The 25,304-nt window shown below is 73.5% G+C and carries 20 protein-coding genes; 6 read left to right on the top strand and 14 right to left on the bottom strand.

Annotated features, from left to right (window positions below; all coding sequences use genetic code 11):
* The first annotated feature begins 83 nt into the window (after nt 1-83).
* Nucleotides 84-581: a hypothetical protein gene (locus ACIF6F_RS29825; protein WP_399953618.1), complete on the top strand. Its 498-nt coding sequence runs from the start codon at nt 84-86 to the stop codon at nt 579-581.
* Nucleotides 582-644: 63 nt separating this feature from the next.
* Here the strand turns inward: ACIF6F_RS29825 and ACIF6F_RS29820 are convergent, their stop codons facing one another.
* The 6 genes from ACIF6F_RS29820 to ACIF6F_RS29795 all read right to left on the bottom strand — a co-directional run bounded on the left by ACIF6F_RS29820 (nt 645) and on the right by ACIF6F_RS29795 (nt 8,348).
* Entirely contained in the window at nt 645-2,090 is a 1,446-nt protein-coding gene (locus tag ACIF6F_RS29820) for a dipeptidase (protein WP_399953613.1), read from the bottom strand.
* On the bottom strand, nt 2,087-2,527 hold the full coding sequence (locus ACIF6F_RS29815) for a hypothetical protein (RefSeq protein ID WP_399953609.1): 441 nt from the start codon (nt 2,525-2,527) through the stop codon (nt 2,087-2,089). The genes ACIF6F_RS29820 and ACIF6F_RS29815 overlap by 4 nt, the downstream gene beginning before the upstream one ends.
* Nucleotides 2,524-3,990: an APC family permease gene (locus tag ACIF6F_RS29810; protein ID WP_399953606.1), complete on the bottom strand. Its 1,467-nt coding sequence runs from the start codon at nt 3,988-3,990 to the stop codon at nt 2,524-2,526. The genes ACIF6F_RS29815 and ACIF6F_RS29810 overlap by 4 nt, the downstream gene beginning before the upstream one ends.
* 301 nt (nt 3,991-4,291) lie before the next feature.
* Nucleotides 4,292-5,008: a transcriptional regulator gene (locus ACIF6F_RS29805; protein WP_399953603.1), complete on the bottom strand. Its 717-nt coding sequence runs from the start codon at nt 5,006-5,008 to the stop codon at nt 4,292-4,294.
* A gap of 7 nt (nt 5,009-5,015) precedes the next feature.
* Nucleotides 5,016-6,422 (bottom strand): nucleobase:cation symporter-2 family protein, encoded by a 1,407-nt coding sequence (locus ACIF6F_RS29800; protein WP_399953600.1) that lies wholly within the window; start codon nt 6,420-6,422, stop codon nt 5,016-5,018.
* Between the two features lie 372 nt (nt 6,423-6,794).
* The gene (locus tag ACIF6F_RS29795) at nt 6,795-8,348 is read right to left on the bottom strand and encodes an APC family permease (RefSeq protein ID WP_399953597.1); all 1,554 of its coding nucleotides are present in this window, start codon (nt 8,346-8,348) and stop codon (nt 6,795-6,797) included.
* Between the two features lie 127 nt (nt 8,349-8,475).
* Here ACIF6F_RS29795 and ACIF6F_RS29790 point away from each other — a divergent pair, with 127 nt between their 5' ends.
* Together ACIF6F_RS29790 and ACIF6F_RS29785 are read left to right on the top strand one after the other, a co-directional pair.
* Entirely contained in the window at nt 8,476-9,108 is a 633-nt protein-coding gene (locus ACIF6F_RS29790) for a TetR/AcrR family transcriptional regulator (protein WP_399953592.1), read from the top strand.
* Nucleotides 9,109-9,404: 296 nt separating this feature from the next.
* A complete protein-coding gene (locus ACIF6F_RS29785) occupies nt 9,405-9,884 on the top strand; it encodes an SPW repeat protein (protein ID WP_399953589.1) in 480 nt (159 codons plus the stop codon).
* A gap of 170 nt (nt 9,885-10,054) precedes the next feature.
* Here the strand turns inward: ACIF6F_RS29785 and ACIF6F_RS29780 are convergent, their stop codons facing one another.
* A complete protein-coding gene (locus ACIF6F_RS29780; RefSeq protein ID WP_399953587.1) occupies nt 10,055-11,059 on the bottom strand; it encodes a helix-turn-helix domain-containing protein in 1,005 nt (334 codons plus the stop codon).
* A gap of 162 nt (nt 11,060-11,221) precedes the next feature.
* Here ACIF6F_RS29780 and ACIF6F_RS29775 point away from each other — a divergent pair, with 162 nt between their 5' ends.
* The 3 genes from ACIF6F_RS29775 to ACIF6F_RS29765 all read left to right on the top strand — a co-directional run bounded on the left by ACIF6F_RS29775 (nt 11,222) and on the right by ACIF6F_RS29765 (nt 18,443).
* Nucleotides 11,222-11,611 (top strand): hypothetical protein, encoded by a 390-nt coding sequence (locus ACIF6F_RS29775; RefSeq protein WP_399953584.1) that lies wholly within the window; start codon nt 11,222-11,224, stop codon nt 11,609-11,611.
* Between the two features lie 117 nt (nt 11,612-11,728).
* Nucleotides 11,729-12,142, top strand: coding sequence for a hypothetical protein (locus tag ACIF6F_RS29770; RefSeq protein WP_399953581.1), 414 nt, complete (start codon nt 11,729-11,731; stop codon nt 12,140-12,142).
* 124 nt (nt 12,143-12,266) lie between these two features.
* Nucleotides 12,267-18,443 carry a phospholipase A2 gene (locus ACIF6F_RS29765; RefSeq protein WP_399953579.1) on the top strand — a complete coding sequence of 2,059 codons (6,177 nt, stop codon included), beginning with the start codon at nt 12,267-12,269 and terminating at the stop codon, nt 18,441-18,443.
* A 114-nt stretch (nt 18,444-18,557) separates the two neighbouring features.
* On the opposite strand, the gene ACIF6F_RS29760 is transcribed toward ACIF6F_RS29765, so the two are convergent.
* The 7 genes from ACIF6F_RS29760 to ACIF6F_RS29730 form a co-directional block, all read right to left on the bottom strand.
* A complete protein-coding gene (locus ACIF6F_RS29760; RefSeq protein WP_399953575.1) occupies nt 18,558-19,307 on the bottom strand; it encodes a 4'-phosphopantetheinyl transferase family protein in 750 nt (249 codons plus the stop codon).
* A 7-nt stretch (nt 19,308-19,314) separates the two neighbouring features.
* The gene (locus ACIF6F_RS29755; RefSeq protein WP_399953572.1) at nt 19,315-20,673 is read right to left on the bottom strand and encodes an MFS transporter; all 1,359 of its coding nucleotides are present in this window, start codon (nt 20,671-20,673) and stop codon (nt 19,315-19,317) included.
* Between the two features lie 58 nt (nt 20,674-20,731).
* Nucleotides 20,732-20,983, bottom strand: coding sequence for a hypothetical protein (locus ACIF6F_RS29750; RefSeq protein WP_399953569.1), 252 nt, complete (start codon nt 20,981-20,983; stop codon nt 20,732-20,734).
* A gap of 149 nt (nt 20,984-21,132) precedes the next feature.
* Nucleotides 21,133-22,452, bottom strand: coding sequence for a glutamate synthase-related protein (locus ACIF6F_RS29745; protein WP_399953566.1), 1,320 nt, complete (start codon nt 22,450-22,452; stop codon nt 21,133-21,135).
* Nucleotides 22,449-23,369, bottom strand: coding sequence for an asparagine synthetase A (locus ACIF6F_RS29740; protein ID WP_399953834.1), 921 nt, complete (start codon nt 23,367-23,369; stop codon nt 22,449-22,451). Before ACIF6F_RS29740 ends, ACIF6F_RS29745 begins: the two co-directional genes overlap by 4 nt.
* Before the next feature lie 143 nt (nt 23,370-23,512).
* Nucleotides 23,513-24,841 carry a methylaspartate mutase gene (locus ACIF6F_RS29735; RefSeq protein ID WP_399953563.1) on the bottom strand — a complete coding sequence of 443 codons (1,329 nt, stop codon included), beginning with the start codon at nt 24,839-24,841 and terminating at the stop codon, nt 23,513-23,515.
* Entirely contained in the window at nt 24,838-25,278 is a 441-nt protein-coding gene (locus ACIF6F_RS29730; protein ID WP_399953560.1) for a cobalamin B12-binding domain-containing protein, read from the bottom strand. Before ACIF6F_RS29730 ends, ACIF6F_RS29735 begins: the two co-directional genes overlap by 4 nt.
* Nucleotides 25,279-25,304: the final 26 nt, after the last annotated feature.

The following is a 25,304-nucleotide window of genomic DNA, read 5'->3' as shown; positions in this document are numbered from 1 at the left end:
GTCGCCGGGGGTGGGGGCGCGGGGTTGCCTGGAGGGCGGGCCCTGCTCAGGCGGGGCGACGGGTACGCGCGAACGGAGGCGGCATGGTGGTGCGGTGGAAGCGGGGAGTGGCGGGGGCGGGGGTGGCAGTGGTGCTGCTGGGGGGTGCGGCCGGGTGCTCGGATGACTCCGGTGCGCCTTCCGACGCGGCGAGCAAGGCGGCGTCCGCCCTGTCCTCCGTCGGCTCCTCCCTGGCGAGTGAGGCGGGCGACGTGCTCGCGTCGGCCACGGCCGAGGCCGGGAAGAAGCTGGAGGAGATCAAGGACGGCGTGGACGCCAAGGGCGAGGTGACGCTCGGGTCGGTCTCCACCGACGCGGACGGACGGACCACCGTGAAGGTGACCGTGCGGAACACCGCCGACGCCGCCAAGTCCTTCGGCGTGCAGGTCGTGTTCAAGGGGGACGGCGGCAAGTTGCTGGACACCGTGGTGGTGACGGTCGACGACGTCGCCGCGGGCGGGACCGGGGAAGGGACCGCCCAGAGCCACCGTCAGCTGGACGGGCAGGTGACGGCCGAGGTCGAGAACGCCCTGAGGTACTGAGACGACGAAGCACGGTGCCGCCCCAGCCCCCCGAGGGGGCCGGGGCGGCACCGTGCCGCGGGGTCAGCGGTGCTCGGCGAAGGTCTGGAGGAACAGGGCCTCCACGTGCGCCATGTGCTGGATCTCGGTGGGGTCCACGCTCTCGTTCGGGGCGTGGATCAGGCAGCGCGGCTCCTCCACGCCCATCAGGACGATCTCCGCCTCCGGGTAGGTCGCGGCGAAGACGTTGCACAGCGGGATCGAGCCGCCCTGGCCGAGGAAGGCCAGCTCCTTGCCGTACACCTCCCGCATCGCCGACCCCAGCGCGGCGTACGCCGGGCCGTCGGTGGCGGCGCGGAACGGCGAGCCCGTGCCCTCGGTCTCGACCGAGACCCGCGCGCCCCACGGCGCCGCGTCCGTCAGGTGCTTCGTGAGGGCCTCGCGTGCGGTCTCCGGATCGGTCCCCGGCGGTACGCGCAGGCTGACGCGGGCCCGTGCGGTGGCCGGGACGGCGGCCGCGGAACCGACGACCGGCGGGCAGTCGATGCCGAGGACGGTGACCGCGGGGCGCGCCCAGAGCCGGTCCGCGACGGTGCCGGTGCCGGTCAGCCGTACGCCGTCCAGGACGCCGGCGTCTGCGCGGAACGTCTCCTCCTCGTAGCCGACGCCGTCCCACGTGCCCTCGCAGTCGAGCCCGTCGATCCGGGTGGCCCCGGTCGCCGGGTCGCGCAGCGTGGACAGCATCTGGACGAGGGCCGCCAGGGCGTCCGGGGCCGGCCCGCCGAACATGCCGGAGTGGATCTCGCCGCGCAGGGTGTCGACGGTGACGACCAGGCTGGCCAGGCCGCGCAGGGTGATGGTGGCGGTTCCGGTGCCGACCTCCGCATTGCCGGTGTCGCACACCAGCAGGGCGTCGGCGCGGAACTCCTCCGGGTGCTGGACGACGTACTGTTCGAGCCCGCCGGTGCCCTGTTCCTCCGAGCCCTCGGCGACGAACTTCAGGCCCACGGGTATGTCGTCGCCGAGCGCGCGCAGGGCGGTGAGGTGCATGACGACGTTGCCCTTGCAGTCGGCGGTGCCGCGCCCGTACCAGCGGCCGTCGGGGCGTTCGGTGAGGGTGAAGGGCGGGGTGGTCCAGGCGGCGTCGTCGAGGGGCGGCTGGACGTCGTAGTGGCAGTACAGCAGGACGGTCGGCGCCCCGGGCGGGGGCGGGCGGTGGCCGATGACGGCGTGGCTGCCGTCGGGGGTCTCGGCCAGCCGTACGTCCTCCAGCCCGGCCTCCGCGAAGGCGTCAGCGACCCATTGGGCGGCCCGGCGGCACTCCTCGGGCGGGTACTGGCGGGGGTCGGCGACCGACGGGATGGCCACCAGCTCGGCGAGGTCCTGCTGCGCGCGCGGCATGAGCGCGGAGATCCTCGCGGCGAGGCCGTCGCTCCCGGTGGGCCGGGCGGACGGGGAGGTCTGCGAGGCATGGGGGGACTGGGCGGACTGGGCGGACTGGGCGGACTGCGGGTCCATCTGCTGCGTCACCTCTTCACCGTGTCGTCGGTCTTCAGGTCCTCGACCGCCTCGTCGAAGTCGTCGACCTGGTCGGGGCAGTACACCTGGAGGACGATCCGCTCCACGGCCACCGCTTTGGAGTCGGCGATGACCGGCCGCATTCCGGGCCCGGTCGCGCCGTTGGAGAGCTGCTGGATGCGGTACAGCCCGTGCTTCAGGGCGCTGCCGGGGTCCTCGCAGACCGCGCCGCCGTCCGTGCCGAGGGTCTGCTCGACGGTTTCCTTGTCGGGGGCCGGGTAGCCGGCCGCGACCAGCGCGTCGCTGAGCTGGTTGGCCTTGTTCGCCGTCTCGTTGGTGTGCCTGACACTGCTGAACCGGATCAGGCCGGTGATCACCAGTCCGACCAGCACCACGATGGCCCCGATGTAGAGCCACCTGTGTTCGGAGGCGAATCGGGTGGGGCTCATGACGGGCCTCCCGCCGTGTCGGTGGACCCCGCGTCCGCGGTGCGCCAGCTCGGCTTGCGCAGCTTCAGGAAGGCGTACGGGATGAGGAAGCCCAGGATGGCCAGGCCGCCGCCGACGATGACGACGTACTGCAGCACGCTGCTGCCGCCGAACTGCGAGGGCGGTACGAAGCCGATCACGAGGGCCGCGAGGGAGGAGAGCAGACCCACCACGCACACCAGGCCGAGCGCCGGGACGCGGTAGCCGCGCGGGTGGTCGGGCTTGGTCTTCCGCAGGCGCATGGCCGCGGCGAACATCAGCAGGTAGACGATCAGGTACACCTGCGTGGTGATGGTCGAGAAGATCCAGTACACGCTGGAGACGTCCGGGATCAGCGCGTACCCGAGGGCGATGACCGAGGTCACGATGCCCTGGGTGACCAGGATGTTCTGCTGGATGCCGTACTTGTTGAGCCTCTGCAGGAACGGCGGCAGGTAGCCCTCGCTGCGGGAGATCTCCAGCAGGCCCTTGGAGGGACCGGCCAGCCAGGTCAGCATGCCGGCGAGTGAGGCGGAGATCAGCATGACGGCGGCGATCGGGGTCATCCAGCCCACGCCGAAGTACGAGAAGAAGGCCTCGAAGGCCTGCATGACACCGGCGGTGAGGCTGAGCCGGTCCGCCGGGACGACCCAGCTGATGGCGAGCGCCGGCAGGATGAAGATGAGCAGCACGAGCCCCATCGCCAGGAACATCGACTTCGGGTACTCCTTCGCCGGGTCCTTCAGCGAGGAGACGTGCACGGCGTTCATCTCCATGCCGGAGTACGACAGGAAGTTGTTGACGATCAGGACGAGGCTCGCCAGACCGGTCCACTGCGGGAGCAGGTGGCTGCTGGTCATGGGCGCGGCCGAGGGGTTGCCCTGGCCGAGGAAGACCATGCCCAGGACGACCAGGATCGTGCCCGGGATGAGCGTGCCGATGATCAGGCCCCAACTCGACAGGCCCGCCAGGGCCTTGGTGCCGCGGGAGGAGACCCAGACGCCGGTCCAGTACAAGACCATGATCACGATCGCGGTGTACACGCCGTTCGACGCCAGTGCGGGGTCGATGACGTACGCGATGGTCGAGGCGACGAAGGCCAGCAGGCTCGGGTAGTAGAAGATCGTCATGGCGAACTGGCACCACACGGCGAGGAAGCCGAGCGGCTTCGAGAGCCCCTCGGCCACCCACCGGTAGACGCCGCCCGACCAGCCGGAGGCCAGTTCGGCCGAGACCAGCGCGGTCGGCAGCAGGAAGACGACCGCGGGGAGCAGATAGAGGAAGACGCAGGCCAGGCCGTACACGGCCATGGTCGGCGCGGCCCGCAGGCTGGCCACCGACGCCGTCGTCATCAGCGCCAGCGTCACCCAGGTGAGGGTGGGCGGCGCGGCTGTCCGGACTGCCGCGCGTTTCGGCAGTTCGGCCGGGACGTCCATCGATGCCATGTGCCCTCCTGGGGTGTGGTGGCTGGGCACCAGGCTCGGACGCGGCGGGGCGACGCGCAGGGCGGGTGCGGCCGTTCGGGTGATGGCGGGCCGTGGGGATGCCGGTACTCCGAGGACGCGAGAGGCTGGTCACCCGTGCGGTCGGCGCCGGAGCGCCCACACGGCAGGGGTCCCGCCGCCGTCGAGCGCGTGCGGCCCGCCTGCCGCCCGGGGAGGCGGGCGGCAGACGGCGAACGGCGAGCCGCGAACGGCGTCGCCGTCCGGGACGCCCTTCGGGCCGTGACGCGGGCAGCCGCCGGGGTCAGCCCCCGGCGGCGAGGTGGCGGAAGCGGTCCGGGAGGGCGCGGAGCCAGGCGGCCCGGTCGGCCGCGACCTCGCGCAGGCGCTCGTCGCCGCTGCGGGCGACCAGGTGCCCGAGGTACCGCTCGTTGAACCGGGCGTACTCCTGGTGCAGCGTGCGCAGGGCCCGGCCGACCCCGGCCCGGTCGGCCTCCGCGAGGCGGGCGAGCGGGTCGACGTACTGCTTCCAGCGGCCCTCGACGGCCTGGCGCAGCAGCCGGTCGAGTTCGGAGGTACGGGCGACCAGGGCCCGTACCTCCTCCGGGCCCATGCCCAGCGCGTCCGCCAGCAGCAGGGTCTGCCGGTCGTCGCCCGACCAGCGGTGCTCCCGCTCGGCCAGGGCGTACGCCTCCGGTGCCATGCCGATGCGCAGGGCCAGGCGGTCCGGTGTGAACTGCCGGGCCAGCCGGTGTTCCCGGAGGGTGACGGGCCGCCGGGCCATCAGGACCGCGACCGGGCACCACAGGGCGTCGGCGAGGGCGAACAGCTCCGGCTCGGTGGGGGCGGCCGCGCCCGACTCCCAGGCGAGGACCGCCCCGTAGCCGCGGTCCAGGCCCAACTGGGCCATGTGCGCCGCCACCTGGTGGACCGTCAGTCCGATGCGCGCGCGGGCGGCGCGGGCCTCGGCGGGCGAGAAGGGCGGGTACGGCGACGGGTTGGGACTGGGGTTCGGGGACACGGGCCGGTCACCGTCCCGCCGGCGTGTCCGCCTCCGTCAGCGCGTCCCAGTCGATCTCCTCGCCCGACCCGCGGTCGGCCCGGCGGTGGAAGAAGAGGTTGAGCAGGACGGCGGTGAGGCTGCCGAGCGTGATCCCGCTGCCCAGCACGGCCCGTATCTCGGTGGGCATCCGCTCGAAGAAGGGCCCGACCACGGCGGGCAGCATCGCCGCGCCGAGGCTGACGGCCAGGATCAGCGCGTTGCGCTCCTCCTTGAGGTCCGCCTTGCCGAGGATCTGGATGCCGACGGTGGCGACCATGCCGAACATCGCGACGGCCGCGCCGCCGAGCACCGGGTGGGGGACGGAGGCCACGACGGCGCCGGCCTTGGGCACCAGCCCGAGCGCGATCATGAACAGGCCGGCCGCGACCACGACGAACCTGCTGGTCACGCGGGAGATCCGGACCAGGCCGATGTTCTCCGCGAAGGCCACGTACGGGAAGGAGTTGAAGACGCCGCCGAGGACGGTCGCGACGCCGTCGGCGCGCAGTGCGCGGCCGACCGTCTCACCGTCGACGTGGCGGCCGGTGATCTCGCCCATGGCGTACACGTCACCGGTGGTCTCCACCATGGTGATCATCATGACCACCACCATCGCCAGCATCGGGAAGAGGGAGAACTGCGGCATCCCGTAGTGGAAGGGGGTGCTGACGCCGAACCACTCCGCCTGGTCCACGGCGCCGAGGTCGGCGTCGCCGCACAGCCAGGCGACGGCAGTGCCGCCGACCAGCCCCAGCAGCACGGCCACGCTCCGCAGCGCGGGCGGCCCGAACCGGGTGACGAGCAGGATGAAGGCCAACGTGCCGCCCGCGTAGGCGAGATGGGCCGGGTCGCCGTAGCCGGGGCCGCCGATGAGCCCGGCGCCGCCGCCGACGTCCTGGAGCGCGACCGGGATCAGCGTGACGCCGATGACGGTCAGCAGGGTGCCGGTGACGATCGGCGGGAAGTACACGGCGAGCCGGCCGGCGAAGGGGGCCAGCAGGAAGGTCGCCACGCCGGCCGTGATCACCGCGCCGTAGACCACGAGCAGTCCGGCGGTGCCGCCGCCCGCGCCCTGGCCGATGGCGATCATCGGGGAGACGGCCGTGAAGGTGGCGCCCTGGACCAGCGGCAGCCGGGCGCCGATCCGCCAGAAGCCCCAGGCCTGGATGACGGTGGCGATGCCGGCCGTGACCAGGTCGGCGTTGATCAGGTACACGAGCTCGTGGCGCGGCAGGCCGAGGCTGTTGCCGAGGAGCACCGGGACGAGGACCGCCCCGGCGTAGAACGCGAGGACGTGCTGGAAGCCGTAGAGCGACAGCTTGGGGAGGGGGAGCACCTCGTCGACGGGGTGGACGGATGCGGGGGTTCTGCGGCGCGCGGTCAAAGGAGCCATCTCTGCCTTGCCTGAGGGTAGGTGAATGAGAGGGGGGAAGCCTCAGGGCAGGTGTGCGGCCGGCCGCGCGGATGGGGCGGGCATGGGACGGCCGATGGCACGGGGATTGCCGGTGCGCGGCCGGGAGCCGAGGCGGAACGGGCCGTTCCACGGCCCGACGGGCACTGATCCTGGCGGAAGGAACCACCCGTACGCAAGGCTGCGGGGCGATGTTCCGAAAGTAAAACCCGCAGGTAACTTGGGAATCGATGGATAGTACGGCTCAATGCTGCCGAATCCATTGTGCGTTCACCCAAGGGGCGTGGGGGCACGGCCGAGTGCCCCGCGCGGTACGGGCGTACGCGCGTGGCTCCGGCGGAGGGTGACGTCCCGTCAGTGGGCGGCGCGCCCGGCCCCCTCGGGGGCGGCCGGTGCCGCGGCGCCCTCTGCGTGGCACGCCGCCGGGGCCGGGAGCGGGCCGGTGGCGCCGTCGCGCAGGCGGTCCTGCGGCCGCTTGACCAGCAGGTAGAGGAGCCCGCTGCCGAGCACCACGCCGGTCCCCAGCAGGGCGGCCCACACCTGGTACCAGGGGGCGCCGGGCGGCGCCAGCACCGCCCGCGGCCAGCAGACGTTGACCACCTCGAAGGCGGTCCACAGCACGGCCAGCGCGTTGAGGACCGTACCCCTGGCGCCCTGTCGGATGTGCCCCGACGGCACCCACGTGCCGTGCACCCGGGCGACGAACGCCGCGAGCGACACCAGGAAGAAGGGCAGGTACGTCGCCGCCGTGCCGAACGCGATCAGCGCGCCGATGGCGGTGGCGTTCAGGCCCAGGGCGAGCGCCGAGCCGCTGATCAGGGTGGAGGCGACCAGGCCGCCGATGGGCGCCCGGCGCCCGTTGACCCTGCGCACCTGCCGCGAGAACGGGAACACCCCGTCCCGCGCCAGCGAGAACAGGCCGCGCGCCGCGCCGCCCTGGGACGCCACCGCGCAGGCGAGGAAGCCGATCAGGACGACCACCACGAACGGCTTGTCGGACCAGCCGCCGAAGGCGTGCACCACGGCGGTGGTCACCGGGTCCAGGTCCCGTCCGGCCACCACGTCCGCGGGCCGCGGGTGGGCGAGCGCCACCGCCATGGCGTTGAGGACCACCACCGTGCCCACGCTCAGCAGCGCCCACCACATGGCGCGCGGCACCTGGCGCCCGGCGTCCCTGGTCTCCTCGGCGGTGGAGACGCAGGCGTCGAAGCCGATGAACGCCCACCCCGCGACGGCGACCGCTGCGAGCAGGCCCAGCACGGTGGAGCCGCCGGACAGTGCCTCGGCCCCCAGCGTCCTGGTGAACAGGGCGAAGCCGTGCTCCCGGAAGAACAGCAGCAGCGCGAGCCCGACGAGTACCGAGGCCACCGCCTCGGCCGCGATGCCCATCGAGACGAAACGCCGCAGGACGGTGATCCCGTACGCGTTCACCAGCATCCCCGCGAGCAGGATGCCGACGGCCGTCGCGACCAGGCCGCCGGGGGTCGGGACCGCGCCGAACAGGGCGTACACCCAGGGAGCGGCGAGGTACGCGACGGTCGTGTTGCCGAACATCACGGCGAACTGCCAGACCCAGCCGCCGAGCCAGCCGAACGCCGGCCCCAGCAGCCGCCTGCCCCACTGGTACGGGCCGCCCGCCAGCGGCCACTGCGCGGACAGCTCGGCGTACACGTTGACGACCAGGCACTGCCCGGCCAGCACCAGCGGCAGAGCCCACACCCACATCGGCCCGGCGACCGTCGTGCCGACCATCGAGACGGCGTACAGGGCGACCACCGGTGACACGACCGCGAAGCCCATCGAAATGTTGCCGAGGATGCCGAGGCTGCGCCGCAGCTCCTGGCGGTAACCGAGGTCCCGCAGCCGTGACGTGTCCGCGTCGGCCGGCTGGTCCATGCCCTCGCTCATGATCACCCCATCGATAAATCTAACCGTGTTAGGTAAACGGGTGGCGTGAATGTAGCCGCAGTGCCGCGGGCTTGTGAAGCGTTCCTGACAGGTAATCTGCCGGGACCGGAGACGAAGGAGCCCCCGCATGCCACGGCCGAGCCAGACCCTGCTGAGCCGGGCGATCATCGCCCGCGCGGCACTGGAGCTGCTGGACGAGCAGGGGGTCGAGGCGCTCAAGATGCGCACCATCGCGGACCGGCTCGGCGTGCGCGGCGCCTCGCTCTACCATCACGTGAAGTCCAAGGACGACCTGCTCGACGCGGTCGCGGAACTCATCAACGACGAGATCGACCTGGCCCCGCTCGCCGACCCCGGCGGAACCGCCGGCATCGCCGCGTACGCCCACGGCTACCGGCAGGTCTACCTCCGCTATCCGCACATGATCCCGCTGGTCGCCCGCCACCGGGTCTCCTCGTACAAGGCGCTGCGCGGATACGACGCGCTGCTCGCCGCCCTGGCCGGCGCCGGGTGCGCGCCCGCAGAGGCCGCCGAGGCGGCCGCAGCGATCGACAACCTCGTCCTGGGCTCCGCCCTGGAGACCTTCACGGCCGGCTTCACCCGGGCCCCGGCCGAGTACCGCCCCGGCTTCCCGGCCCTGGCCGACTCGCTCGATGCCGCCGAAGCCGCCGCCGGGGGCCTCGCCGGCCTGGACTCGCGGGGCTTCGGCCTGGGTCTCCGGCTGATCCTGGCGGGCCTCCCGGGGGTCCCCGCGGCCTAGGGGGTGTTGCGAAAGTCCCGCACGGCGCCCACGGCGCCCGGCACGCACTCTCGCCGCACCGGCCAAAGCCCCGAGTACGCCCAGTACGAGGGCCTTCGTCCGGCACGCCGAGAGCACGCACCGGACACCGCGGGCACCACACAGGACTTTCGCAGCACCCCCTAGTCGGGGCGCCGCGCGGCGGACTGTCCGGGAACTCCCCTGATTCCGGGCCCCGAGCCGCTTGACCGGAGAATCGGGCGAGCGTTACAAAGGGGATAAAGGGCATATAAAGCTTCAGCGGGAGGCGGCCCGACATGACCACCCATCCGAGCATTGAGCAACACCCCGACCTCGCCGAGATGCGCTCTCGGTTCGAGCGGGCGACCACCACCCCCCGTGCCCAGGCCATCGAGACGCTGGCTCTGCTCACGGGTGTCTACCTGGCGGCCTCGCCGTGGATCGCCGGGTTCAACGACCTCACCGCGCTCGCGGTCAACAACCTGATCTGCGGCGTGGCGTACTGTCTGATCATGGGCGGCTTCGGCAACGCCTACGAGCGCACCCACTCCATGGCCTGGGCGGCCGTCGCCATCGGCGCCTGGACCGTCCTCGCGCCGTGGGTCGTCGTGGGCGAGATGGACACCACCCGCAGCATCGTCAGCAACTGCATCACCGGTGGCGTCGCGCTGCTGCTGGGGCTGGCCATGGCCGGTGCGGCCATGACCGGTGGCGGCTCGCGACTGGGTGCCCGTCGCCGGGGCGGCGCGGGACCGAACATGGATCCGATGGTCTGACCTTCGGCGCCGACCCCCGCCGCGCCGCCGGACGACTCCGGTGACCCGGCGGACGCGGAGGCGGCTTGCACAGCACCGGCTCCCCCGCCTGCAGGGCGGGGGAGCCGGTGCTGTGTGTTCGGGGTGCGGTGACGTGTCCGGGGGTGCCGCCGGCTCCGATCCGACAGCCCCTAGCGGGGCATGGGGAGCCAGCCGCGCTGGACGGCGCGTACGCCGGCCTCGAAGCGGCTGCGGGCGCCCAGGCGTTCCATCAGGTCGGTGGCCAGCCGGCGGGCGGTGCGCGGGGAGACGCCGAGGCGCTTCGCGATCGCGTCGTCGGTGTGCCCGTCGGCGAGGAACCGCAGCACCGCGTCGAGCTGCGGGGACAGCTCCTCCTCGTCGGCCACGGGGGCCCGGTGCGTGCCGCCGAGCGGCTCGGCCGACTCCCACAGGCTGTCGAAGAGCGCGGTCAGCGCGCTGAGCGTGCCCTGGCCGGTGAGCACGACGGCACCGGCGCCGGTGTCGTCGCTGCTGACCGGGATCACCGCCGTCGCCCGGTCCACGATGATCATCCGGGTGGGCAGGGTGGTGAGGGTGCGGACCTCGCCGCCGCGCTCGGCCAGCCAGTCGGTGTACTCGACCGTGGGCCGGTCGTTGCGCACGCTGGACTGGTAGATCGACCGCATCCGGACACCCCGGCCCAGCAGTTCCTCGTCGAGCGGGCGGGAGGCGGCGAGGTTCTGGGGGGTCTGCGCGCCGCCGGGGGCCAGCGTCATGACCTCCTGACGCACCTCGCGGGTGAGCCGGGACAGCCGCTCGCGGATCTCGTCGAGGCCCAGCAGGTGCTCGACGCCCGGGCTGGTGGTGGCGGGGCGCAGGTCGGCGTACTCGGCGATGAGCTGCGCGGCGGCGGCCCGGGACTGCTCCAGGCGCTGCTGGTGCGCGGCGATCTCGGCCTGCTGGCGGACCATGAGCAGCTCCATGCCCACGTCCGGCGAGACGGCCTTGAGGCTGCCGTCCCCGGTGTGCGAAGGGCGGACCAGGGCGAGGTTGCTCAGCTGGTCGAGGGCGGAGCGGACCGCGTCCTCGGCGATCCCGCAGTCCTGGGCCAGTGTGGCCACGCCCGCCTGTGGCAGGCGGAGCATCGCCCGGTAGACGAGCTCGGCGGTGGTGTCCAACCCCAATGTCGTGAGCATGACGGGTCCCCCTGTGTTGCGCGGTCCTGCGTGATCTTCGCAGAACCTGCACGGTGCGGTCGAAAAGCTGACGGTTCGAAAGATGGCCTCTTTAGGACAGGCCCGGAACCGGCCAGCCTGTCCCCTGGATCCCGGCATGCCGGATTTCACACCCTGGGTGGCATGTATCTCGTACACGTCGCCCTGCGCCCGCCGCCTGGCGCCGCCCTCGACGCCGAACTCCCCACCCTGCTGCGGGCTTTGGCCCGACCCGAGGAGCGCGTGGAGCACGTGGTGGCCCATCCCGACTCGCTCCCGTACCCCGTGCTGGGGTTCTTCCTGCTGTCCGGCTCCCTCGCGGACGCCGAGCGCGCCGCGCACGCCGTCGGCCGCCGCGGCACCGAACTGCTCGCCGCCCTGCGCGGCTGGACGGTGCTGTGCGCGGAGGTGCCGCTGATCGCCCCCCTGATGGAGTTCGCGGCCGCTTCCGCCGAGGGCCGGGACGGTTCCGGTCAGGACCGGATCCGTCCATCCCGAAGCTCTTCCGACCGCCTCTGGGGATCCGAAAACTAGTGGTCAGCGGCCGGGGCAACCGGCCGGGGACCGGAAACGGACAGCGCCACCGCGGGGCGCTCGAAGACCGGGACCAGCCTCTCCCGACCACTTCCCACCAGACACCGAGGACCCCCCATGCTTCGCATCCACACCGTTCTGGCCGCCGCGGTCGCCGCCTCCGCCCTCGTCCTGACGGCCCCGGCCGCCGCCTCGGCGGCCACCGCCCCGGCGAAGACGACGGGGTGGCAGTCCACGACGGCCAAGACGGCTGCGAACACCATGGGTTGGCAGGCCCCGGCCGCCAAGTCCACGCAGGGCAGCACGATGGGTTGGCAGGCTCCGGCCGCCAAGTCCGTCAAGAACACGATGGGATGGCAGGCCCCCGTCGCCAAGTCCGTCGAGAACACGATGGGTTGGCAGGCTCCGGCCGCCAAGACCGCCAAGAACACGATGGGATGGCAGGCCCCCGTCGCCAAGTCCGTCGAGAACACGATGGGTTGGCAGGCTCCGGCCGCCAAGACCGCCAAGAACACCATGGGCTGGCAGTAGTCCCCGAGCGCGCCGCCGCCGGCGGGGCGCGCTCCACCGGACAGCCCCACCCCATTCCCTGAGCCCGCTCAGGACCTCTGAACACCATTCCTCTTCCCCCAGTTCACAGTGAGGTAACTCCCCCATGCCTTCCGGCCTGAACGAGTCCGACATACCCGACTCGTCCGAGAGAAGAGCGCTGCCCAACAACCGGCGCAGGCTCATGTGGCAAGCCGCCGCGATCGCCGTCCTGATGATCAGCGACACCGGCATCGCCCTCGCCACCACCGCCCAGTCCGCCCCCCGCACGGCCCCGGCGGCCCCCACGGTGAAGAAGCCCAAGGGGCCGGCCGAGGCCCCCAACGCGGCCTCCGCCCGCCTGATGGCCAAGGTGCAGAAGCGCCGGATCGAGATCCTCTCCGAGCGCACCGACTCCACCAGCACCTTCGCCAACCCCGACGGCACCACCACCGTCGAGACCTTCACCGGGGCCATCCGCGCCAAGGACGAGCACGGCAACTGGGCGCCGATCGACATGACGCTCGTCGCCGAGGACGGCGTCGTCCAGCCCAAGCAGGCCGCCGCCGACGTCGAACTCTCCGACGGCGGCACCGGCGAGCCCCTCGCCTCCGTGGACAAGGGCAAGCACTCCCTCGGCGTTTCCTGGCTGGGCAAGCTCCCCAAGCCGAAGCTCGACGGCCCCACCGCCACCTACCCGGACGCCGTCCCCGGCGGTGACCTCGTCGTCACGGCCCTCAAGGAGGGCTTCACCCACAACGTCGTGCTCCGCGAGCGCCCCAAGGGCCCGGTCGAGTACCGCCTCCCCGTCGAGGCCGAGGGCCTGACCCTCAAGGAGACCGCCGACAAGCGGCTGCGCTGGGACGACGCCAAGAACAAGGCCAAGGCCACCGCGCCCGCCCCCGTCATGTGGGGCGCCACGACGGACAAGGCCTCCGGCGAGCCCGAGAAGATCGCCGCGGTCGACGTGGAGATCGAGAAGGACAAGGACGGCGGACAGGTCCTCGTCCTCAAGCCGAGCGCCGCGTTCCTCAACGACCCGGGCCTCAAGTACCCGGTCACGATCGACCCCACCGACTCGCTGATGGGCGCGGTCACCGACACCTGGATCCAGTACGACGACTACCTGACCTCGCAGCGCGGTTCCACCGAGCTGAAGGCCGGCACGTACGACGGCAACGAGAAGGCCCGCTCGTTCCTCCAGTTCAACGTGGACAAGTACAAGGGCAAGCAGATCCTCGACGCCAAGCTGCGCATGTACTCGTACTACGCGTCGACCTGCAACACCGCCAACGCCGGCATCCAGGTGCGCCGCGTCACCGCCGCCTGGGACCCCTCGGCCATCACCTGGTCCAACCAGCCCGCGACCACCACCGACTCCGCCGCCCTCAACAAGGACGCCAAGGGCTACAACACCTCCTGCCCCGGCGGCCAGTCCACCTGGGAGCTCGACGGCATCGCCGCGGACTGGGCGGCCGGCCAGCCCAACTACGGCATCCGCGTGGCCTCGGCCAACGAGGCCGACCCGCTGACCTGGCGCCGCTACCGCAGCGCCAACTACGTCGACGGCTCGCACAACGCCACGTACGAGCCCTCCCTCACGGTCAGCTACAACACCAAGCCGGGCGCCGCCGTGCCGGTCTCCCCGCTCACCGGGGCCTCGACCAACGACACCACCCCCACGCTGACCGGCAAGGCCACCGACGCCGACGGCAACACCGTCCAGCTCACCTACGAGATCTGGGCCGCCAACGGCACCGCCGCCCTCCAGACCGGCAAGTCCGCCTACACGGCCTCGGGCTCCAACGCCCCCTGGACGCCCACCACCGCGCTCGCCCCCGGCAGCTACAAGTGGCGCGCCGCGGTCTACGACGGCAACACGTGGAACGGCACCTGGTCCGCCTTCCAGACCTTCACGGTCGACACCACCAAGCCGGCCACCACGGCCGTCTCGTCCACGGCCTTCCCGGCCGGCCAGTGGTCCGGCACCGCCAACTCCAACGGCGACTTCACCGGCAACTTCACCTTCACCCCGCCCACCAGCGACGTGAAGGACATCCAGTACAAGCTCGACGCGGGCACCTGGACCACCGCCGCCACCACCGGCGCCGCGGTCACCAAGCCCCTCACCTTCCGGGCCGGCAAGCACACCCTGACCGTGCACACCCGGGACGCCGCGGGCAACGCCTCCGCCGACGTCACCTACACCTTCTACGCCGGCAGCGGCGCCGCCCTCCTCGCCCCGGCCGAGGGCGACCGCCCCGCCAGCCGGACCGCACTGCTCGCCCAGGCCAAGCCCGGCGACACCGGCGTGCGCTACCAGTACCGCCGGGGCGAGACGGACACCTGGAAGGACGTCCCCCTCGCCGACGTACGGGTCGCCGCCACCGGCGCCACCCCGGCCGCCTGGCCCGTCGCCATCACCGGCGGCGTCGTGCCCGAGCTCAGCTGGAACATCACCCAGACGCTCACCGCCGACGGGCCGGCCGACGTCCGTGCCGTCGTCACCGACGGCACCTCCACCGAGTACTCGCCGGCCAACACCGTCACCGTCGACCGCGCCGCGGGCGCCGCCCCCGACCTCCCCGTCGGACCCGGCAGCGTCAACGCCCTCACCGGTGACTTCACCCTCGGCTCCACCGACACCACCGTCTTCGGCATGTCGGTCACCCGCAGCGCCTCCTCGCGCCGCCCCGGCCAGGGTGCCGCCCAGTCCGGCCAGGCCGCGATCTTCGGACCCGAGTGGGCCTCCGGCCTGGAACTCGCCACCACCGGCAGCAACTGGGCCACCGTCCGCGAGCCCGGCACCGGCCTCGCCACCGTCACCGACGCCGACGGCAAGCAGACCGGCTTCACCGCCACCACCGGCGGCGGCTGGAAGCCCGAGCCCGGCGCCGAGGGCCTCACCCTCACCAAGGCCGCCGACGGCACGTACACGCTGAAGGACACCAACGGCGTCACCAGCACCTTCACCAAGCCCGCGGGCACCGACGCCTGGGCCCTGTCCGGCACCGCGCGCCCCGCCGACGACCCGGCCAACCCCAGCACCGTGCTCATCTCCACGGTCGTCACCGAGAACGGCAAGCAGGTCGCCCGGCCCAAGTACCTGGTCTCCCGCACCAGCGCCGCCTCGATCGACCTGTGCAAGGCCACCCCGGCCACCAAGGGCTGCCGCGTCCTGGAGTACGTGTACGCCGCCACCACCACCGCAACCGACACGCAGTTCGGCGACTACGCCGGCCGCGTCACCGGCATCCGGCTGTGGGCCACCAACCCCGGCGCCGCGGCCGCCACGTCCACCGACGCCGTCGCCTACGCCTACGACAACGCCGGCCGGCTCCGCCAGATGTGGGACCCGCGGGTCTCCCCGGCGCTGAAGACGCAGTACGACTACGACAGCGCAGGCCGCGTCAGCAAGCTCACCCCCATCGGCGAGCTCGCCTGGACCTTCTCCTACGCCAAGGCCGGCACCTCGCCGGTCGCCGGCGAGGGCATGCTGACCAAGGCCTCCCGCCCCGCCCTCAAGCAGGGCTCGGCCACCGAGACCGACGGCACCGCCGCCACCTCCGTGGTCTACGAGGTCCCGCTCACCGGCACCAAGGCCCCGTACGGCATGGGCGCCTCCCAGGTCGCGGCCTGGGGCCAGAGCGACGTCCCCACGGACGCCACCGCGCTCTTCCCCGCCGACCAGGTCCCCGCCGGCACCACCGGCGACCAGCTGACGGCCGCCGACTACAAGCGCGCCGCCGTCACCTACACCAACGCCTCGGGCCGCCAGGTCAACACCGCGGCACCCGGCGGGCACATCTCCACCACCGAGTACGACACCTTCGGCAACCAGGTCCGCGAACTCACCGCGGCCAACCGCGAGCTGGCCCTGGGCACCGCCGCCGGCGCCGCCCAGACGCTCGACGCGCTGAACATCTCGGAACTCGGCACCGCGGAGCGCGCCGACCTGCTCTCCTCCACCAGCTCCTACAGCGCCGACGGGGTCAGCGAGACCGACGCCTACGGTCCGCTGAAGCTGACCGGCCTCGCGGCCGGACTGCCGGCCACCGGCGGCCTCCCCGCCGTCGCGGCGGGCAGCGAGGTCCCCGGCCGTGAGCACACCCGCACCACCTTCGACGAGGGCCGTCCCACCGACGGCAGCGCCAAGGTGAGCCACCAGGAGACCAGGAAGACGGTCGGCGTCCAGGTCACCGGCTACGCCGAGGCCGAGACCCGCACCATCAGCACCGCCTACGACTGGGCCAAGGGCCTGCCCACGGCCAAGACGGAGGACCCGGGCGCCCTCGCGGTGACCCGCACCACCAAGTACGACACCGCGGGCCGCCCGATCCTGGCGACCATCCCCGCCTCCAGCGGCACGGACGCCTCGGCGACCGTCACCACCTACTGGTCCGCGGGCGGCACCGGCGACTGCTCCGGCAGGCCGGAATGGGCCGACCTGGTCTGCAAGACCGCCCCCGCCGCCAAGATCACCGGCGGCAACGGCAACCCCGACGAGGTGCCCACCACCACCTTCGAGTACGACCGGCACGGCCAGCAGACCAAGGTCACCGAGACCGCCAACGGCACCTCCAAGGTCACCACCAAGACCTACGACGCCGCCGGACGCGTGGTGAAGACCGGGGTCACCGGACCCGGCACGACCGTCGCGGAGAGCACCACCACCTACGACACCGACAGCGGGCGGGTGACCAGGACCGCCACCACCGACGCCACGCTCACCAGCGAGTACGACGCCCTGGGCCGTCTGGTGAAGTACACCGACGCCGACGGCGCCACCACCTCCACCGAGTACGACGCGCTCAACCGGGTCGTCAAGACGGCCAGCTCCGCCCCGTACACGATCACCTACGAGTACGACGCGAACGCCGAGCCCCGCGGCCTGGCCACCAAGGTGACCGACTCCGCCGCCGGTGTCTTCACCAGCCAGTACGACGGTGACGGCAAGACCGTCCAGCAGACCCTGCCCGGCGGGGTCACCATGCGCCAGACCAACGCGCCCAACGGCGAGGCGGTCGCCCGCTCCTACACCCTCGACGGTCAGAGCGAGCCCTTCTTCGCCAGCGCCGGCAGCACCTCGGTCCACGGCCAGCTGCTCGACCGCTCGGGCCTGACCGTCGCCAACAACACGTACGACGCAGCCGGCCGCCTGGTGAAGACCACCAACGAGGCGCAGGACGGCTCCGGCACCTGCAGCGTGTACTCGTACACCTACAACGCCAACGGCAGCCGCAAGAGCGAGGCCTCGGCCGCCGGCACCACCGAGGCGGGCTGCCCGACCTCGGCCGGTACGGCCACCGAGCACACCTACGACTCCGCCGGCCGGATCGTCGACGCGGGCTACCAGTACGACGGCCGCGGCCGCCTGACCGCCAGCCCGGACGGACTGACCTCGGACTACTTCGCCAACGACCTGCTCCAGCGGCAGACCGCCGGCGACCGCCGCCAGACCTGGACCCTCGACCCGGCGGGCCGCAAGCGCGGCGCCGTCATCGAGACCGGAAACGCCGGCACCTGGACCGTCGCCGAGACCCAGAAGTTCCACTACGACGACGCCGACCAGCTCGTCTGGACCCAGGGCGCGAACGGCATCACCCGCACCCTGATCACCGAGGTCGACGACCTCAACGGCATCGCCGCGATCGACTCCGACGGCTCGGTCACCATCGAGCTCAACGAGGCCACCGACGAGGGTCAGATCCAGTACAGCCCCGGCACCGGCGCCTTCTTCGTCCAGGACAACGCGGGCGGCCTCGCCTCCGGCGGCGCCCTGGCGGGCCAGATCAGCGGCCAGGACGTCACCGGCGCGGCCAGCCTCCTGGGCCAGTGCCCCGGCTGCAAGGTCACCCCGCTCGCCTCCACGATGAGCGTCACGGCCTACGGCTCCCCGTCCGGCTCGGTGCGGTCCGCCACCGACTACTGGCTCTTCGAGCGCGGCCTCTGGGCCTTCCGGGACGAGAAGAAGCGCCGCGGCCACCGCAGCGACCTGGTCTGGTCCGACGACGGCTGCTCCGCCCCGTGGTACGGCTACATCATCATCGGGGCCCCGCTGGCCTACTACTCCAGCCAGTTCTACTGGCCCTGCGCCCGCCACGACTTCGGCTACCGCAACTACCGCAAGCAGAACCGCCGCACCCGGGCCAACAAGGACCGGATCGACTCCCGCTTCAAGTACGACATGAAGAAGCGGATCTGCGAGCCGAAGCTCATCGAGACGGTCTGCAACGGCGCCGCGAACGGCTTCTACTGGGCGGTCTCGAAGCACGGTGACTCCAGCTTCTTCAAGCCCTGGTAGTCACCCGGGACGGCTGAACCGGCCGGACCGGCATCCGCACCACTGAACAACGGCCCGTGAGGGGGCCGGAGGAAGCGACCGAAAGGTCCGCTCCCTCCGGCCCCCTCCGCCGTTTCAGGGCAGTTCGAGGGCCACCGCCGCGCAGTGCCCGGCCGGCACCGCCACGTCGCTCAGCGACCAGCCGGGCGGATGGGACGGCACCGGGCCCGAACCCACGTAGTCCGCGGCCGGGTTCTCCGACAGCCCGATGCCCAGGCCCTTCAGGTACGCCTCCTTGCGCGTCCACACCCGGGTGAAGGCCAGGGCCCGCTCCCCGGGATCCAGCAGCGCCAGCTCCGCGGCCTCGCGCGGGTGCAGCACGTCGGCCGTCTCGGCCACCGTGGCCGGCGGCGGCACCGCCTCCACGTCCACCCCCACCGGGGTCGCGGCGAAGGCCAGCAGGCTCAGCCCGGCGCAGTGCGAGAGGGAGAAGTGCAGGGCGTCGCCGGGCAGCACCGGGCGGCCGTGCGGCTCCGCGCAGTGCGGGCACGGCGCACGGGAGACGGACACCCCGCGCGGGGCCAGCCCGAGGTACGCGCCGAGCAGCCGGCGCAGCGCGACGTGCGCGCAGACGTACGCGTCCCGGTCCTCGGCCCGCAGGAAGCCGGCCGCGCGGGCCAGTTCCTGGGGGTCGAGGGTGGCGGGCGCCAGCCGCGCCGAGGGCTCGCGGTGCACGGCCGTCTCCACCAGCCACACCTGCGGGGCCGTGCCGGCCCCGGGGACCGGGGGCGGGGCGACGTACAGGGCGGCGAGCGGGGTGGGGGACAGCGGAGCCCGGGGCTCGGGAGGGGCGATCAGCTCGGGAGGGGCGATCACACGTGACATTGCAACCTCACACGGATGCGGGGGAGGGACTGACGAGTACGGCTCCGGAGGCGTCGGCGGCAGCGGGCGTGCCCTCGGCGGGCGCCTGCCCGGCGGCTGCCGCGTCGGCGGGCGCCTCCTCGGCCGGCGCCTGCTCGGCCGGGACCGGGTGGCGCAGGGCCAGCAGCGCGGCCACCGGCGAGACGAAGGCCACCGTCCCGCAGATCAGCCAGGTCGTCTGCACCCCCAGCACCAGCGCCAGACTGCTGAACACCGCGATCGACAGCGGCGCCGTGCCGATCCCGGCCAGCGACAGCGTGGACATCGCCGCGCCCATCCGGTCCTCGGGCGCAGCCTGCTGGTACACCGTCACCAGTGCCGGCCCGTTCAGCCCGGACAGCAGCCCCACCAGGGCGGCCACCACGGTCAGGGAGACCACCGACGGCATCAGCGCCATCACGAGGATGCCGACCGCCAGGCCGGCCCCGGACACCACCAGCCGTACGAACAGCGAGATCCGGTGCGCCAGCACCGCGCCCAGCGCACTCGACCCCAGCGCACCCACGCTGAACGCGGCCAGCACCACGCCCACCGCGCCGACGCCCCAGCCCCGCTCGTCCACCAGCAGCGGCAGCGCCACCTCGGCCGGCCAGCCGAAGGCCAGGTCCAGGCAGAACGAGGCCACGAACATCCAGCGCAGCCGCGGGTGCCGGGCCAGCAGCCGGAACCCGTCGCCGGACCGCTTCACCATCGACACGCCCGGCTCCGGGTCGGGCCGCCGGAAGCCGTGCGTGACGTACAGCAGGCAGCCCAGCCACACCAGGCCGGTGACCGCGGCCACCGCCAGCGCCACCCACAGCTCCCCGACCGTGATCAGCCAGGCACCCGCGGGCGCCCCGAGGATCGGCGCGATCCGCAGCACCATCGCGTACAGGGAGTTGGCGCGCGCCAGGTGCTCCGGCGCCGCGAGCTGCGGCATCAGCACCCCCGACGCCGGACCGGCCAGGCCCAGCAGCGCCCCCTCCACCAGCGCGACCAGGGCCAGCGGCCACAGCAGCTCCGTCGACGCGGTGATCACCGCGCCCGCGGCGAGCACCGCGACCCGGGCGGTGGTGGTGCGCAGCAGCACCCAGCGCGGGCCGAGGACGTCGGCCACGGCCCCGCCGAAGACCAGCATCAGCGCCCTGGGCACGGTGGCCGCCAGCATCAGCAGGGTGACGGCGCCGGTGCCGCCGATCTGCACCGCCGTCCAGTTCATGGCGATCAGCAGGGCGAAACTGCCCAGCTGTACGGCGGCCTGACCGCCGACGAGCGAGCCCACCTTCCCCCAGTGGAGGGTGGCCGGGCGTGCGGAGCTGTCCATCGAGTACCTGCCTGGTTCTGTCATCGGGAGAGGGAAAGACCGGAGGAGGAGAGGGGGCTCGGGGGCCCGGGGACTCGGGGGCTCAGGGCGCGGCGGAGCGCACCCGTGCCACCCCGGGGCCGCCGCGGAGGGCGGAGGTCACGGCGAGTGCGGCGGCCCGCCGCCGGGCCGCCGCCGAGGGGCGGCCTGTGGTACGCAGCTCCAGCAGCCCCCCGAGGTACGGCCGCCCGTGCGCGGCCAGCGCCCGTACGGCGGCCGCGCCGCAGCCGGCGCTTGCGGGGGCCGGCCGGACCACCACGCCCGGCAGCGGCCCGAAGGTGAACCGCGCCAGCACCTGCCCGTGGCCTCCGGCCGGGGTCCGGCTGCCGTCGGCCCTGCCGGGCCGTACGGGGGCGGACCCCCCTGAGCGGCCGGCGCCCCGGCACCGCGGCCGCCCGGACGCGCCCCGGCAGGCCCCGGCCGGCCCGGGCGCGGTGCGCCGGGTCACGGTGCGCTTCCCGTCTGTGCGGGGGCGGCGTGGCCCGCCGCGCCCTCCCCCTCCGGAACGGCCGCCCGGGGCGGTACGGCGGGGGTGCCCGGCCACCACAGGTCCGCCGGGTCCAGCGCGTCCGTGCGGTACTTGCCGAGCGCGCCCGTCAGCAGGCGGAGTTCCAGCGCCAGCGCCTCGGCCAGCCGGACCAGGCCCGCCTCGGGATCCTCGTCCACGGCGATCAGGGCCGCCCGGCCCAGGCCCACCGCCCGGGCGCCCAGGGCCAGCGCGCGCACCGCGCGCCCGCCCTCCCAGATCCGGCCCGAGGCCAGCAGACAGCCCGCCGGCCGCCCGATCCGGTGCAGGCACTCCGCGAGGCTCAGCCCGACCTGGTCCAGGAAGACCCGGGGCGCCCAGCCGGTGCCGCCCTCCGCGCCGTCCACCGTCACCGCGTCCGCGCCGGCCGCCCAGGCCGTCGCCGCGGCGTCCGCCACGTCCCGGCCCGGGTGGAACTTCACCCAGGTCCTGGCCTTGGGGAAGTTGTTCCGCATGAACCGCAGCTGCTGGCGCACGATCTCCTGCGTGAAGGTCCCGGCCGTGGCGCAGCGCAGCCGGTGCTCCGAGTCCTCCCCGAAGACCTCCCGCACGTCGAACCGCCCGGCCAGCCGCTCCGCCTCCGCCGCGCCGACCACGGTCATCCCGCCGAGCCCGGGCTTCGCGCCCTGCCCGGTCTTCAGCTCGAACGCCAGCCGCCCGGATTCCAGCAGCGGCCGGGTCCCCGGGTCGCTGTAGACGAGGTTCCACACCTCCGAGTCGGCGTCCTCCGTGGACTGCTGCACCACGACGCCGCCCACCCCGTCGGGCAGTTCCTCCGTGTACGCGGCGATCCGCGCGAGCAGCGCCGAGCGGACGGCCCCGTCCCCGCGCCGGTAGCCGTGCACCGGCACCATGTTCTCGCCGATCACCATCGGGATGCCCAGCCGCGCGGCCTGGCGGGAGGCGGCCGTCCCGAGGTCGCCGCTGCCGGCCCGGGTCGACCCGAACGCCGAGAGGTACAGGGGTAGTTCGGCGGAGAACCCGCCGATGCCGGTGCGCAGGTCCACGTCCGCGTACCCCGGCTCGCGGCCCAGCTCGATCAGCTTCTCCAGGCGCAGCGGCATGAACACCGGCGGCGCCAGCCGCGCCCGGTCCAGCTCGTCGTACGCGTGCGTCTCGCGCGCCCCGAACAGCTCCTCGCCGTACGCGCCGGGCGCGGGGAACACCTCCGCCGTACCGTTCCGGGCCCGCGCGCGCACCTCGTGCTCGGGGAACCCGGCCGCCCGCAGCCCGCTCACGGCGCCACCACCCCGGGGAGCTTCGGGTACGCGCTGACCTGCCAGAGGGCGTCGAGCCCCGTCAGGTAGCGCACCAGCCGCTGCACGCCCATGCCGAAGCCGGCGCTGGCCGGGATGCCCTCGCGGGCCAGGTCGAGGTACCAGGCGTACTTGGCCGGGTTCTCGCCGCTCTCCCGCATCCGGGTGACGATCGTCGCGTAGTCCGACTCGCGCTCGCTGCCGCTGACCAGCTCGCCGTAGCCGCCGTGCGCGATGAGGTCGAAGTTCCGCAGCACGCCCGGGCGTTCGGGGTCCTCGCGGTCGTAGAAGCCGCGGGAGCCCTTGGGGTAGTCCTCGATGAAGAACGGCCGGTCCGCCTCCAGGGACAGCAGCCGCTCGCCCGCCCAGTCGATCTCCGCGTCCGGGCTCTGCGCGTGACCCCGGCCGGCCAGCCGCGCCACCGCCTCCCCGTGCGTGCAGGTGTCGAACTTCCCGGCCAGCAGCTCGGCGAAGACCAGCTCGTCGCGGCCGAGTTCGCGCAGAACCTCCGGCACGGCAGCCCAGACGTGCCGCACCACGTGCGTCAGCAGTCCCGCCGCGACCTCCTGGGCGTCGCGGCGGCTGCCGCCCGCCAGCTCCACGTCGATCTGATGGAACTCCACCAGGTGCCGGCCGGTGCCCGCGGTCTCCGGCGGCTCCACCCGCACGTTCGGCGCGATGTAGAACAGCTTCGGGAAGCCGCGCAGCGAGGCCTGCTTGTACAGGATCGCGCTGGTCATCAGCTTGTACGGGTGCCCGTAGTAGTCCACGTCCAGCGCTTTGGCGCCGCGCCCGCCCGGGTCCGTGACCGGGCCCACCAGCGGCGGCAGCAGTTCCGTGAAGCCCTCGCCGCGCAGGAACGCGCGGGCCGCGAACAGCGCCTCCTGCTGGACGAGCATCGCCGCCCGCAGCCGGGGCGAGCGCAGGTGGGCGCCCAGTGGCAGCGGTCCCGCGGCCAGGTCCTCGGCCCGGTCCCCGCGCCGACCCCTGCCCTGGCCGCCGGCCTGGCCGCCGGTCTGGTCCTCGTACGACTCCTGCATGGTCAACTCCCTGAATCCGTCGGTGAAGTGGTCTCTCGGTCGAAGCGGGTGGCGACGCCGTGCACCGCCGCGAGCAGCCGGTCCGCGGTCATCGCGGTGCGTCCTCCGGTCACCGCCGACGGCGCGACCGGCATGGCCCCGGCCGCCGACCAGCGCAGCCGCCCGTCCCGGTCCACGAAGCTGCGGGACCGGCCCGCGTTGTCCGGGTGCAGGCAGTACGGGACGTCGAGGTGGCCCCGGGCGAACGCGGTGCGCAGGGCCCGGCCCGGGTCGGGGGAGAGGGAGAGCGTCGCCTCCACGAGGGCCCGCGCCTCCGCGTACACCTCGCTGTCGGCGAACTCGTCGTCCCCCGGCGGCCGTTCGGTGAGGGCCGCGGTGGCCGCCGCCGTCTCCAGGGCGCGTACGTTCTCCGCGACGGTCGGGATCCGGTGCGCCTCCGCGGCCGTCTTCACGATCAGCCGGGCGGCGCCGGCCCGGACCGCCAGCCGCGCCGAGGCCTCCAGCAGCCGGACCGCCCCCCGCGGGGTGCGCGGGTAGACGCCCATGTACGTGTAGAGCACGACGTGCCGGTCCACTTCGGGCGGCAGGAACTCGGCCGCGAGCCGGCGCAGCGCCCGTACCGCCTCCGCGTCCTGGCCCGGGTCGGTCTGCTGCGCGTAGCTCAGCGAGACGCTGCGGATGCCGTGCCGGGTGAAGAACAGCCCCTCCAGCAGGCTGAGGGCGACCAGCAGGCCGGGCGGGCAGAGCTGCCCCAGCATGCAGCCGCCGAACGTCTCCAGGTGCGGCACCCGCGGGGCGGGCACCAGGGCGGCCAGCAGCTCGCAGCCGCGTGCCCAGTTGTCCACCGACTCGGCGAGCGGGGTGCGGCCGTAGGGCAGGCAGTACGAGACCGGGCCGCCCTCCGTGGCGTCCAGGCCGGCCGCGGCCAGTGCCCGGATGATCGCCTCGGGGCGGGACGAGCCGTGCCGGACCTGAACCGGGAACGACGCGTCCAGCACCCCGTCGAGCAGGGCCCGGGTCTCGTGCCCGGGGTGGGTGGCGATGGGGTAGCCGTTGAGCGGCACCCCCTCCGCGAGGCAGGCCCGGGCCGCCGCCTGGTCGCCGACCCGGGTGTAGCTGTCGATGGTCAGGGTGCCGACGGAGGTGGCGGCGGCCCCCCGGGTGGCGGCCAGTCCGGCCCGCATCAGGGCCGGGTCGGAGAAGCCCATCCGGGGCTGGACCACCAGCCGCCCCCCGGCGGCCGCCGCGGCCACGAACCCGCCGAAGGACGGGGCCTCCAGGGTCCCGGCGCCGCCGGCCGGGGCCGGCACGGTGAGGGTCCCGGCGGTCATGCCGGCACCCGGGCGGGGGAGCGGTCCCCCGCCAGCGTGCCGACGTAGCCGCGCAGTGCCGTCACGTCCCCGTCGTCGAAGACCCGGTCGACGCCCGCGGCGGTGAGCCGCGCCGCGGCGGCCGGGTCCCTGACCCCGGCGACCCCGAGCTTTCCGCCGATCACCACGGGCAGGGCCGCCAGTCCCGGCTCGCGGCGCACCCGGGCCACGGCGGTCAGCCCGTCCCGGTAGCCGTGGCCGTTGACGCTGCTGATGACCAGCAGGTCCGGGGCGTGCTCGTGGCAGGCCGCGGCCAGCAGATCGCCCGGGACACAGGGGCCGAGGTTGACGACCCGGTGCCCCAGCTCCTCCAGGAAGAGCTGCAGGTAGACCAGGTTCCAGGTGTGGGAATCCGATGCCGTGCCGCTCAGCAGAATCTTCAAAATCCCTCGTCGCATGATGGAATTATCGGCGGAGGGCCGGA

Origin of the sequence: Streptomyces sp. NPDC086023 (assembly GCF_044540325.1) — a bacterium.
Classification (GTDB): Bacteria; Actinomycetota; Actinomycetes; order Streptomycetales; family Streptomycetaceae; genus Streptomyces.
Note: the sequence above shows the minus strand (reverse complement) of the source record. Positions and strands in the feature narration are given on the sequence as shown.

What these genes read in the sequence shown, in the direction of transcription:
- ACIF6F_RS29735 (WP_399953563.1), bottom strand. Translation starts at nt 24,841, where the DNA reads ATGACCGCCGGGACCCTCACCGTGCCGGCCCCGGCCGGCGGCGCCGGG.
- ACIF6F_RS29795 (WP_399953597.1), bottom strand. Translation starts at nt 8,348, where the DNA reads ATGAGCGAGGGCATGGACCAGCCGGCCGACGCGGACACGTCACGGCTG.
- ACIF6F_RS29790 (WP_399953592.1), top strand. Translation starts at nt 8,476, where the DNA reads ATGCCACGGCCGAGCCAGACCCTGCTGAGCCGGGCGATCATCGCCCGC.
- ACIF6F_RS29770 (WP_399953581.1), top strand. Translation starts at nt 11,729, where the DNA reads ATGCTTCGCATCCACACCGTTCTGGCCGCCGCGGTCGCCGCCTCCGCC.
- ACIF6F_RS29765 (WP_399953579.1), top strand. Translation starts at nt 12,267, where the DNA reads ATGCCTTCCGGCCTGAACGAGTCCGACATACCCGACTCGTCCGAGAGA.
- ACIF6F_RS29775 (WP_399953584.1), top strand. Translation starts at nt 11,222, where the DNA reads ATGTATCTCGTACACGTCGCCCTGCGCCCGCCGCCTGGCGCCGCCCTC.
- ACIF6F_RS29810 (WP_399953606.1), bottom strand. Translation starts at nt 3,990, where the DNA reads ATGGCATCGATGGACGTCCCGGCCGAACTGCCGAAACGCGCGGCAGTC.
- ACIF6F_RS29815 (WP_399953609.1), bottom strand. Translation starts at nt 2,527, where the DNA reads ATGAGCCCCACCCGATTCGCCTCCGAACACAGGTGGCTCTACATCGGG.
- ACIF6F_RS29730 (WP_399953560.1), bottom strand. Translation starts at nt 25,278, where the DNA reads ATGCGACGAGGGATTTTGAAGATTCTGCTGAGCGGCACGGCATCGGAT.
- ACIF6F_RS29780 (WP_399953587.1), bottom strand. Translation starts at nt 11,059, where the DNA reads ATGCTCACGACATTGGGGTTGGACACCACCGCCGAGCTCGTCTACCGG.
- ACIF6F_RS29755 (WP_399953572.1), bottom strand. Translation starts at nt 20,673, where the DNA reads ATGACAGAACCAGGCAGGTACTCGATGGACAGCTCCGCACGCCCGGCC.
- ACIF6F_RS29825 (WP_399953618.1), top strand. Translation starts at nt 84, where the DNA reads ATGGTGGTGCGGTGGAAGCGGGGAGTGGCGGGGGCGGGGGTGGCAGTG.
- ACIF6F_RS29785 (WP_399953589.1), top strand. Translation starts at nt 9,405, where the DNA reads ATGACCACCCATCCGAGCATTGAGCAACACCCCGACCTCGCCGAGATG.
- ACIF6F_RS29760 (WP_399953575.1), bottom strand. Translation starts at nt 19,307, where the DNA reads ATGTCACGTGTGATCGCCCCTCCCGAGCTGATCGCCCCTCCCGAGCCC.
- ACIF6F_RS29740 (WP_399953834.1), bottom strand. Translation starts at nt 23,369, where the DNA reads ATGCTCGTCCAGCAGGAGGCGCTGTTCGCGGCCCGCGCGTTCCTGCGC.
- ACIF6F_RS29800 (WP_399953600.1), bottom strand. Translation starts at nt 6,422, where the DNA reads ATGGCTCCTTTGACCGCGCGCCGCAGAACCCCCGCATCCGTCCACCCC.